Origin of the sequence: Streptomyces sp. NPDC093544 (genome assembly GCF_040683495.1) — a bacterium.
Taxonomy (GTDB): Bacteria; Actinomycetota; Actinomycetes; order Streptomycetales; family Streptomycetaceae; genus Streptomyces.
The window spans coordinates 77,945-91,250 of sequence record NZ_JBFBEA010000003.1; the positions used below are offsets into that span (position 1 = coordinate 77,945).

At 70.2% G+C, this 13,306-nt stretch carries 14 protein-coding genes and 1 pseudogene; 7 read left to right on the forward strand and 8 right to left on the reverse strand.

The window, feature by feature from the left end; genetic code table 11:
- Positions 1 to 66 precede the first annotated feature (66 nt).
- On the reverse strand, positions 67 to 1,593 hold the full coding sequence (locus AB0N66_RS04670; protein WP_365428668.1) for a gamma-aminobutyraldehyde dehydrogenase: 1,527 nt from the start codon (positions 1,591 to 1,593) through the stop codon (positions 67 to 69).
- Between the two features lie 207 nt (positions 1,594 to 1,800).
- Between AB0N66_RS04670 and AB0N66_RS04675 the strand changes: the two genes are divergently transcribed.
- The gene (locus AB0N66_RS04675) at positions 1,801 to 2,424 is read left to right on the forward strand and encodes an NADAR family protein (protein WP_365428671.1); all 624 of its coding nucleotides are present in this window, start codon (positions 1,801 to 1,803) and stop codon (positions 2,422 to 2,424) included.
- Here AB0N66_RS04675 and AB0N66_RS04680 read toward each other — a convergent pair.
- Positions 2,398 to 3,321: a DUF4190 domain-containing protein gene (locus AB0N66_RS04680; RefSeq protein WP_365428674.1), complete on the reverse strand. Its 924-nt coding sequence runs from the start codon at positions 3,319 to 3,321 to the stop codon at positions 2,398 to 2,400. The two genes, AB0N66_RS04675 and AB0N66_RS04680, sit on opposite strands and share 27 nt — an antisense overlap.
- A 396-nt stretch (positions 3,322 to 3,717) precedes the next feature.
- On the opposite strand from AB0N66_RS04680, the pseudogene AB0N66_RS04685 reads away from it, so the two are divergent.
- The 5 genes and pseudogenes from AB0N66_RS04685 to AB0N66_RS04705 all read left to right on the forward strand — a co-directional run bounded on the left by AB0N66_RS04685 (position 3,718) and on the right by AB0N66_RS04705 (position 8,941).
- Positions 3,718 to 4,832 (forward strand): annotated as a pseudogene (locus AB0N66_RS04685) (adenosine deaminase).
- A 20-nt stretch (positions 4,833 to 4,852) separates the two neighbouring features.
- The gene (locus tag AB0N66_RS04690; protein WP_365428677.1) at positions 4,853 to 5,536 is read left to right on the forward strand and encodes a glycerophosphodiester phosphodiesterase; all 684 of its coding nucleotides are present in this window, start codon (positions 4,853 to 4,855) and stop codon (positions 5,534 to 5,536) included.
- Positions 5,537 to 6,024: 488 nt separating this feature from the next.
- Entirely contained in the window at positions 6,025 to 6,153 is a 129-nt protein-coding gene (locus tag AB0N66_RS04695) for a hypothetical protein (protein ID WP_365428680.1), read from the forward strand.
- Between the two features lie 98 nt (positions 6,154 to 6,251).
- Positions 6,252 to 7,538, forward strand: coding sequence for a YcaO-like family protein (locus tag AB0N66_RS04700; RefSeq protein ID WP_365428682.1), 1,287 nt, complete (start codon positions 6,252 to 6,254; stop codon positions 7,536 to 7,538).
- A 245-nt stretch (positions 7,539 to 7,783) separates the two neighbouring features.
- Complete coding sequence (locus AB0N66_RS04705) at positions 7,784 to 8,941, forward strand: serine hydrolase domain-containing protein (protein WP_365428685.1); 1,158 nt, start codon at positions 7,784 to 7,786, stop codon at positions 8,939 to 8,941.
- Here AB0N66_RS04705 and AB0N66_RS04710 read toward each other — a convergent pair.
- The gene (locus AB0N66_RS04710; protein WP_365428688.1) at positions 8,931 to 9,461 is read right to left on the reverse strand and encodes a hypothetical protein; all 531 of its coding nucleotides are present in this window, start codon (positions 9,459 to 9,461) and stop codon (positions 8,931 to 8,933) included. The two genes, AB0N66_RS04705 and AB0N66_RS04710, sit on opposite strands and share 11 nt — an antisense overlap.
- A gap of 58 nt (positions 9,462 to 9,519) precedes the next feature.
- On the reverse strand, positions 9,520 to 10,170 hold the full coding sequence (locus AB0N66_RS04715; protein ID WP_365428691.1) for a nitroreductase family protein: 651 nt from the start codon (positions 10,168 to 10,170) through the stop codon (positions 9,520 to 9,522).
- A 179-nt stretch (positions 10,171 to 10,349) separates the two neighbouring features.
- On the opposite strand from AB0N66_RS04715, the gene AB0N66_RS04720 reads away from it, so the two are divergent.
- A complete protein-coding gene (locus tag AB0N66_RS04720) occupies positions 10,350 to 11,045 on the forward strand; it encodes an IclR family transcriptional regulator C-terminal domain-containing protein (protein ID WP_365428694.1) in 696 nt (231 codons plus the stop codon).
- Here AB0N66_RS04720 and AB0N66_RS04725 read toward each other — a convergent pair whose 3' ends face one another.
- The 4 genes from AB0N66_RS04725 to AB0N66_RS04740 form a co-directional block, all read right to left on the reverse strand.
- Positions 11,046 to 11,552 carry a hypothetical protein gene (locus AB0N66_RS04725; RefSeq protein WP_365428697.1) on the reverse strand — a complete coding sequence of 169 codons (507 nt, stop codon included), beginning with the start codon at positions 11,550 to 11,552 and terminating at the stop codon, positions 11,046 to 11,048.
- Entirely contained in the window at positions 11,536 to 12,027 is a 492-nt protein-coding gene (locus AB0N66_RS04730) for an RNA polymerase sigma factor (RefSeq protein WP_365428700.1), read from the reverse strand. Before AB0N66_RS04730 ends, AB0N66_RS04725 begins: the two co-directional genes overlap by 17 nt.
- Before the next feature lie 94 nt (positions 12,028 to 12,121).
- Entirely contained in the window at positions 12,122 to 12,769 is a 648-nt protein-coding gene (locus AB0N66_RS04735) for a class F sortase (protein WP_365428703.1), read from the reverse strand.
- A complete protein-coding gene (locus AB0N66_RS04740) occupies positions 12,766 to 13,134 on the reverse strand; it encodes a sortase-dependent protein (RefSeq protein ID WP_365428706.1) in 369 nt (122 codons plus the stop codon). The genes AB0N66_RS04735 and AB0N66_RS04740 overlap by 4 nt, the downstream gene beginning before the upstream one ends.
- Positions 13,135 to 13,306: the final 172 nt, after the last annotated feature.

The following is a 13,306-nucleotide window of genomic DNA, read 5'->3' on the forward strand; positions in this document are numbered from 1 at the left end:
CCTTTCGGAAGGGTCGCGGCCGTGGTCGCGGCCTGATATGCCACTCGGCGCGGGCCGACGTATCGGTTAGCTCCGGTCCCCGAAGATCGTGCGGTGCCAGTCCTTCTCGGCAACCCCAGTGTTGTCGAACATGACGTGCTTGATCTGTGTGTACTCCTCGAACGAGTACGCGGACATGTCCTTGCCGAAGCCGGACGCCTTGTATCCGCCGTGCGGCATCTCGCTGATGATCGGAATGTGGTCGTTGATCCAGACGCAACCCGCCTTGATCTCCCGGGTCGCGCGGTTCGCGCGGTAGACGTCACGGCTCCAGGCGGAGGCGGCGAGTCCGTACGGGGTGTCGTTGGCCAGCGCGATGCCCTCGTCGTCGGTGTCGAAGGGCAGCACGACGAGTACGGGCCCGAAGATCTCGGACTGCACGATCTCGCTGTCCTGGGCGGCGTCGGTGACGAGGGTGGGCGTGTAGTAGGCGCCACTCTTGAGGTCGCCCTGCGGGACGGTTCCGCCGGTGACCACGCGCGCGTAGGAGCGCGCCCGGTCGACGAACCCGGCGACGCGGTCGCGCTGGGCGTGCGAGATCAACGGTCCGAGATCGGTGTCCGGGGCGAAGGGGTCACCTACCCGGACACTCGCCATGAGGTCGGCTGTTTTGGATACGAACGCTTCGTAGAGGGGCCTTTGCACGTACGCGCGCGTGGCGGCCGTGCAGTCCTGCCCGGTGTTGATGAGCGACCCGGCGACCGCGCCGTTGACGGCGGCTTCGAGATCCGCGTCTTCGAAGACCAGGAAGGGCGCCTTGCCGCCCAGCTCCAGGTGGAGCCGCTTGACGGTCGAGGTGGCGATCTCCGCGACCCGCTTCCCGACGGCGGTGGAACCGGTGAAGGAGGTCATGGCGACGTCGGGGTGGCCGACGAGATGCTCACCGGCGTCTTTTCCCGCCCCCGTGATGATGTTGATGACACCGTCGGGGATGCCCGCCGCCGTGGCCGCCTCGGCGAAGAGGAGGGACGTGAGCGGGGTGAGCTCGGCGGGCTTCAGGACGATCGTGTTCCCGGCCGCGATCGCCGGGAGGATCTTCCAGGCCGCCATCTGGAGGGGGTAGTTCCAGGGTGCGATGGAGCCGACGACACCGATGGGTTCACGGCGTACGTACGAGGTGTGGTCGCCGGAGTACTCGCCCGCGGACTGGCCCTGAAGGTGGCGGGCCGCGCCCGCGAAGAACGCGGTGTTGTCGATGGTCCCCGGGACATCGAACTCCCGGGTGAGCTTGAGCGGCTTGCCGCACTGCAGGGACTCGGCATCCGCGAGCTCCCCGGCGCGGTCGGCGAGCACGGCCGCGAAGCGGTGCAGCGCGTCGGAGCGCTCGCCGGGGGTGGCACCGGACCAGCCGGGGAACGCCGCGCGGGCGGCCGCTACAGCGGCGTCCACGTCGGCGGTGCCCGCGAGTTCGTACGTGTAGACCTCCTCGCCCGTGGACGGGTCGACGACCGCGTGGGCATGGCCGGAGGTGCCCTTGGTCAGCCGGCCCGCGATGTACTGCGCGCCGTCCGCGAAGCGGTCCTGCGCCTGGAAGCGATGGCCCGGATTGTGCATTTCGCTCTCCTCCGCCACCCTCCCCGTCCTGCGGGGGTCGGCGTAGCTCCAGCTCGATTTGAGTGCCGATCCTGACAGAGCAAAGGGACTCCAACAAGTGATTCCGTTGTTGCCTTTTGGTTACGCGACGGAATCTGTCGACCAGGTGTCGAGTCGGCATGGAAAAGGCGGGACGGATTGTCAGTGGTGGATGCCAGACTCGCGTGCATGGGGAAGATCGATTCTTGGGAAACGCTGGTCAGCGTGGTCGCCTCGGGGGCGAGGATCAAGTACCTGCACTTCTGGGGGCACCGACCGCGGCCGGACGGTCGGGTCGGCGCGAGCTGCCTGAGTCAGTGGTGGCCGTCGCCGTTCACCGTGGACGGCGTGGCCTACGCGACGGCCGAGCACTGGATGATGGCGCGGAAAGCGCGGCTCTTCGGGGACGCGGAGGCCGAGCGGCGCGCTGTCGACGCGCCCAACCCCGCGCTGGCCAAGAAGGCGGGGCGGCTCGTGCGCGGTTTCGACGACGGCATATGGGAGCACGAGCGGTTCGCGATCGTGGTCGAAGGCAACATCCACAAGTTCGCCGCGCATCCCGAGCTGCGGGCGTTTCTGCTGGGCACGGGTGACCGGGTGCTGGTCGAGACCAGCCCGATGGACCGGGTGTGGGGGATCGGACTGGCGGCGGGCGACGAGCGTGCGGCGGATCCGGGGCGGTGGCGGGGGCCGAACCTGCTGGGGTTCGCGTTGATGGAGGCGCGGGGGCGGCTCCGCCGGGCGGTCGAGGTCAGCGGCGAACTGTCGGCGGAAGGTGTTGGTCCGCTAGCGGAGGTGCTCCACGACAAGTGACGTGGAGAAGCCGTCGCCGTCCGTGCCCGAGTCGACTTCGGACGAGCTTTCGTCCGCGAAGACGATGACGAGCACGACCAGCGCGATGGCCAGGACGATGCCGACCGCTCCGCAGATGATCCCGGCCAGCGCCTGACCCGGGTTCGTCGCCTCGCCACGGCTCGCTTTGCGGCGGCCGATCGCGCCGAAGACCACGCCGAGGATCCCCATCACGACGGTCACCGGCCACAGGCAGAACAGGGCCGCCGAGGCGATGCCGAGTATCAGGGCGGCGGTACCCATGCCGTTGCTGGGCGCCATGGGCATCCCGGGCCAGCCGCCATAGCCGGGGGCGCCCGGGTAGAAGGCCTGCTGCGGCGGGTGGGTCGGGTAGCCGTACGCGTACGGAGGCGGCTGACCGGGGCCTCCGGGAGCGAAGGGCGGCGGGGGGACGGGCTGTCCGGGGGCGGGCTGGGGGTGCGGGTAGGGATAGGGGGTGTAAGCGGCGGGGGGCGCGAAGGGGTTGTCCCAGGACGGGGGGATCGGTGTGCCCGCGCCGGGCGGGGTGGGCGTGCCCGGTGTACCCGGTGTGCCCGCGCCGGGGAACGACGTGACGGTCCGCTGGTCGTACACGGGCCCGGCCGTGGCACTGTTCCCCGGGGAAGCAGCCTTTTCCTCCGGGGCTGCCCAGGGGTTCGGCTCGGGGCGCGGGTCGGCGGCGGGTTTGCCCAAGGGGACCTTCGGCGCGGGAGCGGCAGACTCAGGCGCGGAACCGGGCGCGCCGTCCCCCGGCGGTGTCGCATCGGACAGCAGACGGGTCTCCTCCGCCGACCCGACCGACGGGGCCTTCGGGGCAGGGGCGGCAGGCTCGGGCGCGGAACCGGGCGCGCCGTCCCCCGGCGGTGTCGCGTCGGACAACAGTGGAGTCACCTCCGCCGACCCGACCGACGGGACCCCCGACGCAGGGGCCGCAGCCTCAGGCGCGGAACCGGGCGCGCCGTCCCCCGGCGGTGTCGCGTCGGACAGCAGACGGGTCTCCTCCGCCGACCCGACCGACGAGGCCTTCGGGGCAGGGGCGGCAGGCTCAGGCGCGGAAGCCGTTGGCTGGTCTGCCGGTGATGTCGCGTCGGATCGCGGCGGCGGGGTTGTCTCTCCCCCAGAAGCCCATGCGCCCGCGTCCTGCGGTGCTCTCGGCGTCTGCGCGTCGTCGGACATGCACGAGCCCCCCTCTGTTGTACGTTCCGTCATGCTACGGCCCGAGCCTGCGTCGCAGGGGCCGCCGCCTACGATGATCCATGAGCCACCGATCAGCCGATCACCCGCGTCCCACCGACCGCGTTGCGGGGACGCCGTTCCGGGGAGGAACCTTGACCGACCACCACACCCCTCGCGATGCCGCCCACCATCCGCACGCCTTCATCGCCGGACTTCCCAAGGCCGAACTGCACGTGCACCACGTCGGCTCAGCCTCCCCCCGTATCGTGTCCACGCTGGCCGCCCGCCATCCCGACTCCAGGGTGCCGACCGACCCCGAGGCCCTCGCGGACTACTTCACCTTCACGGACTTCGCCCACTTCATCGAGGTGTACCTGTCCGTCGTCGACCTCATCCGCACCCCGGAGGACGTACGGCTGCTGACGTACGAGGTCGCGCGGGACATGGCCCGGCAGCAGGTCCGTTACGCCGAGCTGACCATCACCCCGTTCTCCTCCACCCACCGTGGCATCGACGAGCGCGCCTTCATGGACGCGATCGAGGACGCCCGTAAGGCGGCGGAGGCCGAGCTCGGCGTCGTACTGCGCTGGTGCTTCGACATTCCCGGTGAGGCGGGGCTCGAAGCCGCCGAGGAGACGGTACGGCTCGCCACCGATGACCGGCTGCGCCCCGAGGGGCTTGTCTCCTTCGGGCTCGGCGGGCCGGAGATCGGCGTACCGCGACCGCAGTTCAAGCCGTACTTCGACCGTGCGATCGCGGCCGGCCTGCACTCCGTGCCGCACGCCGGCGAGACGACCGGCCCGGAGACGGTCTGGGACGCGCTGCACGACCTGCGCGCCGAACGCATCGGACACGGCACCAGCTCCGTCCAGGACCCGAAGCTGCTCGCGTACCTCGCCGAGCACCGTGTCGCCCTGGAGGTCTGCCCGACCTCCAACATCGCGACCCGCGCGGTCCGCACCCTCGACGAGCACCCCATCAAGGAGTTCACCCGGGCCGGGGTCCTGGTGACCATCAACTCCGACGACCCGCCGATGTTCGGCACCGACCTCAACAACGAGTACGCGGTCGCCGCCCGCCTCCTCGACCTCGACGAACTCGGCCTCGCAGCACTCGCCAAGAACGCCGTCGAGGCGTCGTTCCTCGACGCGCCCGGCAAGGCGAAGCTCGCCGAGGAGATCGACACGTACGCCTCGGCGTGGCTCGCGCCCTGACCGACCACCACAATGGGGCCATGCGCACCGTGACTGCCGTGGCCCATCGTGGCGACCCCTATCGCGTCCGCGAGAACACGATCGGCTCGCTGCGTTCCGCGCTCCGGCTGGGCGCGGACGCGGTCGAGATCGACGTACGGCTCACCCGTGACGGCGTCCCCGTCCTCCTGCACGATTCGACGCTGAAGCGGCTGTGGGGCCATGACCGGCCGCTCGGCTCGCTCTCCTCGGACGAGGTGCGCGGGCTCACGGATGGCGGGGTGCCGACGCTGGCGGACGCGCTGGCCGCGACCGGGGACGGCCGGATGATGGTCGACCTGCCCGGCGCGTCCGACGCCGAGGCCGTACGCCGGATCGTGGGCGTCATCCGTGACTGCGGAGCGGAGGAGCGGGTGTACTACTGCGCGGGCGCCGCGGCGATGCTTGCCGTGCGTGCCGCCGACTCCGGCGCGGAGATCGCGATGACCTGGACGACGTTGGCGCCGCCGCGGCCGGCGCTCCTCGAAGCGGTGCGTCCCCGCTGGCTCAACTACCGCTTCAGTCTGGTCGACCGCGGCCTCGCCGCCCGTGTCCACCGCGACGGGTATCTGCTGTCGGTCTGGACGCCCGACACCCGGCGCTCCATGCGCCGGCTCCTCGACCTCGGCGTCGACTCGATCACTACGAACCGGATCGACACGTTGTGCGCCCTGCGCAAGGTGTAGAGCACCGCCCCTGCTCTCCGCCCAACTCCCTTAGCGGTGCGATCTCCTGAACGTCCGCTCCTCCCCCACGCACAGCCCGATCAGCAGCGCGCCGCTGCCTCCGGCATGCCCGCACCGATCCAACCCGCCACTGTTCCCGGCAGCGATCCGGCCATCCGCAGGAGGTAGGGCCAATTTCGGACACGAATCGATGAATCAGAATTAATGAACGGATGAGCCCAGTCTCATCCGCCCGAGTCGACGCGGGCGCAAATCGGGGCACGCCGAAAGGAACTTGGTGCAACCATTCCTTTCGCATGGGCGGACCATGTGCGGAGCAACTCCTTTAATGAAAAGGGGAGTTGGCCGGCATTCAGGCGGCGAAGCGGTGACGGGTCGGCAAGACTTCATTCATCGCAGCGAGCGACTTATCGCCACTCACTGCGAGGCACCCGAGATCGGCGCGCCGGCCTGTGGGCCGGTGAGCTGCCAAAAGAATGGAGAACATCATGGGCTTCATCGGTGAAAAGTACGGATTCAGCCCGGAGGAGACCGTTCTGGCCGCCAGCGAGACCAAGGCTCTTGCCGAGCTCGCCGACGAGACGCCGGACGGAGTGGAGGACGTCGAGAACGCCTGACGCCTCCGCCCGGTAGCAGTCGAATGAACGCCGCGGCCCGGGACAATTCTTCCGGGCCGCGGTTTCGTCTCCGTTTCCGAACGAGGAGAGAAATCCACATGGGAAAGAGCTCTTCCATTTCTGCTGCTGAGCGACAGTGCGGCGAACGCGGCCTCGCCCTTGCCGAGGCTTTCGACGCCGGCATGCGCGCCGTCTCCGGCCTGGGCCTGACCGCTCGCCTTGAGGCCGTCACCAACGCGGATCCGGGGGCGTGGCTCTGCACACTGCACCGCGGACAGGACATCGCGCGCGGCGCCATGGGCATGGGCAAGGGCCACACCGAAGCGTCACGCGTGGGCGCCGTCTTCGAGGCGCTGGAACACCACCTCAGCGGAGTCGACCGACTGACGGTCGACGACCTGACGCTGCGCTCGGCGTACGAAGTGGCGACCGGAGAAGCGGCGCGGGACAAGGCGGTCGCCCTGCTGACCGAAGGGCCGGACGAGCCGCTGGCATGCCTGTCGTACGACGCCCTGACAGGCGGCCCGAGCATCTGGATACCGCTGTTCCTCTCGGTACCCGACTACCTGGAGGATCACTCCGCCGCTCTGCGCACCGCGGTCGGCGACGACTACCCCTATGTGTCAGTGGGGCGGTACTCCGTGAACAGCGGGTGGGCAGGAGGCTCCGACGTCACGGAAGCATCCGTCCACGGACTGAACGAGATCATCGAACGCGACGCCCTCTCCCTCTTGTTGGTGGACCAGTTCCTCTCCCGTCGGCCCGGGCCCCTGCACGTGGTCGACCCCGCCACGCTGCCGCAGGATCTGGCCGAGCTGCTGGCAGCCGCGGAGGCGATGACCGGACAGCGCGTCTGGATCATCGACATGACGACGGATGTGGAAGTACCCGCGTACACGGCCTACGTACAGCCCACACCGGGCGAGCCCTCCCACGTCCGGGGCTGCGGCGCGTCCCTGTCCCGCAGTTACGCGATCGAACGGTCGCTCACCGAACTGATCCAGCAGTACCTGGGCGCGCCCCTGAGGGACCGCCTCGCCGACCAGTTGCCCACACGGCGAATCAAGACAGGCGACCATCCCCGGCTGCACGCCTGCTACCTCGCGGACTTCGCCGAGCCGCTGAAGGAACGGGCCGAGTACGTCGCGTTCCAGGACACCGAGGCTCCCGGCTCACCGCAAGGGCACCTGGACCACCTGTTGGACGTACTGACCCAGCGAGGCTGCGCTGCCTACCGCCGGGAGCAGTACGTGACCGACGACCTTGCCGTGGTGAACCTCTTTGTGCCCGGCATGGAGCGCTTCGCCATCATCACGGACGGAAACCTCGTCCTCCCCGGCGAGCGCGGCACCGCTCTGCTCCACGACACGCAGTCCGCCCGCTGACCGCGCGACGCCCACGGCCCTTTCACTCACACCGGGCGAAGGGGCCGATGGCCCGCGTCAGCATGACCCGGCCCCCGCGACCCAGCGGCTGTGGTGCCGTAGGGGTGATCCCTGACAACACCCTTGTCCAGTAAGGGAGTTGCTCAGGGTTTACACCAGGGACAGGACCCTCCCCGGAGAGGATCCGGGTGGGTGCGTACGGCCGGAGGATGATCTCAAATACCTCCGCCCACCAGGAGCAGCCCATGCGCACACGCGCTGTCACGGCTATCGCCGCCACCCTCGTCCTGGGCTTGGCGGCCGGTCCACTGGCCGCCCCCGCCTTCGCGTCCCCCGCCGGGGTCGCCGCCCGGTCCACCGTCGCGGGCCCGGACTCGGACGCCCTGACCGCCGCGCTCGCCGGGCTGCCGGATTCCGACGCGACGGCCGCGCTCGTACGGGTCGGAGGCACCGACGGGAGCTGGCGCGGGAGTGCCGGGGTGCACGATCTCGAAAGCGGCCGGGCGGCGGACCCGAACGCGCTGTTCCGGGCCGGTTCGACGACGAAGGTGGTCACGGCGGCGCTCGTGCTCCAGCTCGCGGCGGAAGGAAAGGCGGACCTCGGCCGGCCCGTCCGGGACTACCTTCCGGACCTGATCCCGGCGGCGTACAAGAAGGTCACCGTCCGGCAGTTGCTGAACCACACCAGCGGTATCCCGGCCGCCGACCTCCCCGGCGACACCTTCGAGGAGGTGTACGCGCACCGCTTCGACCTCCACACACCCCAGGAGATGCTCGCCTCGGCCACCGCGAAGGAGCGCGAGTTCAGGCCGGGCACCCAGCAGCACTACCTCAACATCAACTACACCGTGCTCGGGCTGCTGGTCGAACGGCTCACCGGCCACTCGTACGAGCAGGAGGCGGCACGCCGGATCTTCGACCCGCTGGGGATGCGGCACACGTACTTCCCCGGCACTGACCCGACCATCAACGGGCCGCACAACCACGGCTACCAGAGCGTCGCGCACGCGGACGGCACGACCGAGCTGCGTGATGTCACCGTGTGGGGCGCGACGGACGCCTGGGCGGCGGGCGACATGATCTCCACGACGGTGGACATGGAGCGGCTCCTGAAGGCCCTCTTCCGTGGACAGGTGGTACCGCAAAGGCAGTTGGAGGAGATGTTCACGGTTGCGGCCGGTGTCCCCGGGGCCACCATGAGTGCGGGTCTCCAGCGGTATGTCACCGACGACGGCACGGTGTTGTGGCTGAAGTCGGGAGGCCGTTGGGGCTACAACACGTTCCTCGGCGGCACCCGCGATCTGTCCCGGACTCTCGTCTACTCCGTCAACTCGACCGACGCGAAGGGGCAGGGGTTGAATCCCGTCGCCGAGCGGGTCGTACGGGCGGCGTTCACGCTGTGACGGCGGCCGCCGTCACAGGCGCGGCGGCGGTGAGCGCCTCCAACCGCTTGATCTTCCTGCGTACGGCATACAGCGGGATCACCCCGAAGATCCCGAACGACATGTCGATAACCGTCCACCAGAAGGGGATTCCCCGGATCGGCCCGCAGATCAGCGCGAGCGGGATGATCCCGGCGCAGGCGATCATGCCGAACTCGATGACCCAGATGTTGCGTACGGGGTCGCGGTAGGGCCCGTAGAAGGCGACCGCGATCACCAGATGCGCGAACGCCAGCCAGTCCGTGCCGTACAGCACGAAGGGGTACTCGGCGTCGGTGGCGTCGAGCCCCCGGCCCACCCGCTCGATCCAGTCCGTCAGCCCGGGAAGGTGTTCGGGCACGGACAGCGCCCTCAACACGTCCTCGGTCCAGCGCAGTTCGTGCACCAGGGGGAAGGCCGTGGCGCCGCTCAGCACCAGGCAGACGATAAAGAGGACCAACCACGCGCGAATGCCCTTCAGGAGGGCGGATCTCTCGCTCATGACAGGAGCGTACGCCTAGAGTTGAACACGTTCAAAACCGCCCCCCTCGGGTCATGGCTCACCACGCGTCCCAGTGCAGCACCTCCTCGCGGGGCACCCGGCGGGCCGGGCGGAAGCCGGCTCCGAGGGTGTACGCGACCGGGATGAGGGCCGCCTGCATGACCTCCCCGTAGGGGATGCCGAGGATGCGGGCGGCCTCCTTCTCGTGGACGAGGTTGCCGGTCGTCCAGCAGGTGCCGAGGCCGCGGGCCCGGGCCGCCAGCATGAAGCTCCACACGGCCGGGAGGATCGAACCCCAGGTACCGGCCTGGCGGATGACCGGCGCGTCGTCCGTGCGGCCCTCGACGCAGGGGATCACGAGTGCCGGGACCTCGTGGAGGTGCTCGTAGAGGTGCGTCGCGCCGGAGAAGACGCGGTTCATGACCCCCGGGGCGACATTCGCCCGCCGTACGTCGCGGGTCGGGACGGGGTCGGAGACGCCGGGCGTGGACACACCCGCGCGCCAGACCTCGGCGAGCGCGGCCCGCCGTTCCTCGTCCGTGACGATCACGAAGTGCCAGCGCTGGCGGTTGCGTCCGGAGGGCGCCTGGACGGCCAAGTCCACGCATTCTTCAAGGAGTTCACGGGGTACGGGGCGGGTGAGGTCGAGGCGGTGGCGTACCGCGCGGGTGGTGGAGAGCAGTTCGTCGGAAGAGAGGTCGAGGCTCATGTGTTGACCATCGGGGGCGGCGCGGTGAACCGGCAACGCACCGCTTTCAGTGAGTGAAAGCGTGAACGGTCGAGACCTCATGGATGGTTGAGACGTGACGTGACGGTCGGGACTCGGCGGCGGGATACGGCGGTCGGGATACAGCGGACGAAAGGCGGTACGCGGCATGAGTGAGCGTCATGGGTGAGAGCGTCGCGGGGCGGGTCTTCTCGGTGCTGGACGCCTTCCAAGGCGGGCCGGACACCCTGAGGTTGACTGACATCGCGCGCCGCACCGGGCTGCCGCTGCCGACCGCGCTGCGCATGGTCCGCGAACTGGTCGCCTGGGGCGGCCTGGAGCGCGCCACCGACGGCTCGTACCGGCTCGGTACACGGATCCGGGCGCTCGGCGCCGCGGCTCCCTGTCCGCGCGGGCTCCTCGACGCCGCGCTCCCGGCGCTGCGCGCGCTGACGGCCCGTACGGGCGGCCACGCGGATGTCGCCGTCCCGGCGGACGGCACCGCACTGTGCCTGGTGACCGGCGAACGGCTGCCGCTGCACGCGACGGCAGCGGGAAAGGTACTGCTGGCGTACGGACACGGCCCACCCGCCGGCGTCGTACGCCACACCCCGTACACCCTGACCGCAAGCGGCACCCTAGGCGCCCAGCTGGCGCGGATCCGCGAGACCGGCCTGGCCGAAGCCCACGAGGAGTACCGGCTCGGTGAACTCTCCCTGGCCGCCCCGGTGTCACGCGCCGGACTCATGGTTGCCGCAGTCACCGTGACCAGCGGAACCGGCACCCCGCGGCTCCGGCTCGTCCCCGCCGTACGCGAGGCAGCGGCCGCTGTCGGCCGTGCACTCGACGCGCCACCGCGTGCGACGACGCGACCGTAGTCACCGCTTCGAGGCCGCTTGTGTGGGCTCGTCCGTGCTCGGAACCGTCGACACCTCGGTGGCCGGCGAGGGCGGTGCCTCCGACGGCGCACGGGTCGGGGTGCTGGGGCTGCTGGTGAAGGCACCCTTGCTGGGGCGGGTGTCGACGGGATCGGGCTTAGCCGACGGGGTGGGCGCGCTCGAAGGGCTGCTCTTGGGCGGAGGAGCGGTGACCGGAGGACTGCTCGTGGCCGGAGGACTGCCGGCGGGCGGCGGCGCGAGAGGGACCGTCGGGGACACGGGCGTCTCGGGCGACGCCAGGAGAACGGGCAGCGAGATGACGGCGGCGACCGCGCACGACAGGCCGACCCCGGCCGCGGCGCGGAGCAGCCGGCGGCGGGCCGCACCGCGGCGGATCGCTTCGTACCGGCCCGCGGGTGGGCCGAGGTACTCGGAGGCGGGCCGCAGGATGACGGCGAGTGGGTCGTCGGGGTCGGAGTCCGGACCGTGGTCAGAGTGTGTGATCAAGGCTTCTCCTCAGGTGGGCGCGCAGCAGTTCTCGGGCCGCGTGGAGGTCGGCCTTGACAGTTCCTTCCTTGCGCCCGGTCAGCACGGAAACCTCCCGGATCGGCATGTCAGCGTAGTAGTGCAGCAGGATCGGGACGCGCAGTCTTTCCGGCAGCGACTGCACGAGCAGGCGTACCGAGGGGTCGGCCTGTTCGATCCCCGGGCGGACAGCGGCCTCGACCGTCGCACGGTGCACGGCTCTGCGTTCGCGCTCGATCTTGCGCCAGTGGTCCCGGACGAGGTTGGCCGCGGTGACGTAGAGGAACCCGCGGGGCTCCTCCACCGACGTCCAGCGGGCCCAGAGCCGGGTGAACGCCTCCGAGGCGATCTCATGGGCCGTCTCGTCGTCGTCGACCAGGCGACGGCACCAGCCGGCGAGGCGCGGATAGAGGGCGGCGAACAGTTCGGACGCTGCCTTCTCGCGGGACCGTTTCAACGCTCTCCATGGTCGTGATGCACTCGTGGGGGAAGGATCCCGGGCCGCAGTTGTACGGTGCAACGGCCCAGGATCCGTGTTCGGAGGGGGTGGGTCAGGGACTTTCGGCGCTCAGGGCGGCGAAGACGATCACGTTGTCGAGGTACCCGTCATCGGTGAGCGTTCCGCCGCACGTGATGAGCCGCAGCTCCGGCCGGCCCACGTCACCGTAGACGTCGTCCGTCGGGAAATCCGATTTCGCGACCGTACGTACGGAGGTGACGCCGAACACCGCCGCTGTGCCGTTCTCCAGGCGCGCCACGATCCTGTCGCCCCGGTGCAGCCCCGCGAGATGGCGGAAGACCCCGTCCCCGTAGTCGCCGACCGTGACATGGCCGAGGATCACCGACGGGCCGGTCTGTCCCGGCGTCGGCGAGTGCCGGTACCAGCCCGCCTCGTCGTTCGCCGTGATCGGGGGGACCTGCACGGTGCCGTCCGAGGCCAACCCCAACTGCATGACCCGGGTGTCGACCTGGATGGCCGGGATCTGCAAGCTGACCGGAACGGAACGCCCGAGGGCATGCGTCGCCTTCGCGGAGGACCGCGAGGACGGTGGCGTACTCGCATCCGTACTCGCACTCGTGCTGGGGCGTGCGGTCGCGGGCTGTCCCCCGGCCCGGCCACCACCGCCACCGCCACCGCAGCTCACGAGCAACGAGGCCACCGCCGCGGTGGTGAACGCGCGCCTGGAGGGCGAGGTCATGCCCCGGTCGCCTGCCGACGCCGTACGAGATAGAAGGCCACACCGCCCGCGGCGAACACCGCGGCGGCACCCCCGCCGATCAGCGCGCCGTCCGTTCCGGACTGTGCCGCCGTCGGCGCCACACCGGTGTCGGGCGCTCCCTTCGGTACCTCGGCGACCTCGCCCGGGGCAGGCGCCTTGGTCGGTTCGGCACTCTGGGCAGGCGCCTTGCTCGGTTCGTCGCTCGGCACCGGGGTCGGGGACACGCTCTCGGCCACGCGGGTCGGGACCGGGCTCGGGGAGGTCCCGTCGGCGAACGCGGGCACCGTGCTCGCCAGCACGGCGGTGCACGCGAGTGCCATGGCGCTCAGGACAGTTCGGCGCATGAATCGCTCTCTTTCATCGGTCCGCCCGCGCTCTTGACCGGCGGGCTGGGGTACGGATCGGGAGGAGAGACGAGGCAGCGGCGGTGCGCGTTGTAAAGAGATGGCAAAGGCGGGTGCCGGCCTGCCGAACGGGAGCCCACGTTGCTCGCCGTAGGCACGGCGAGCAACGTGG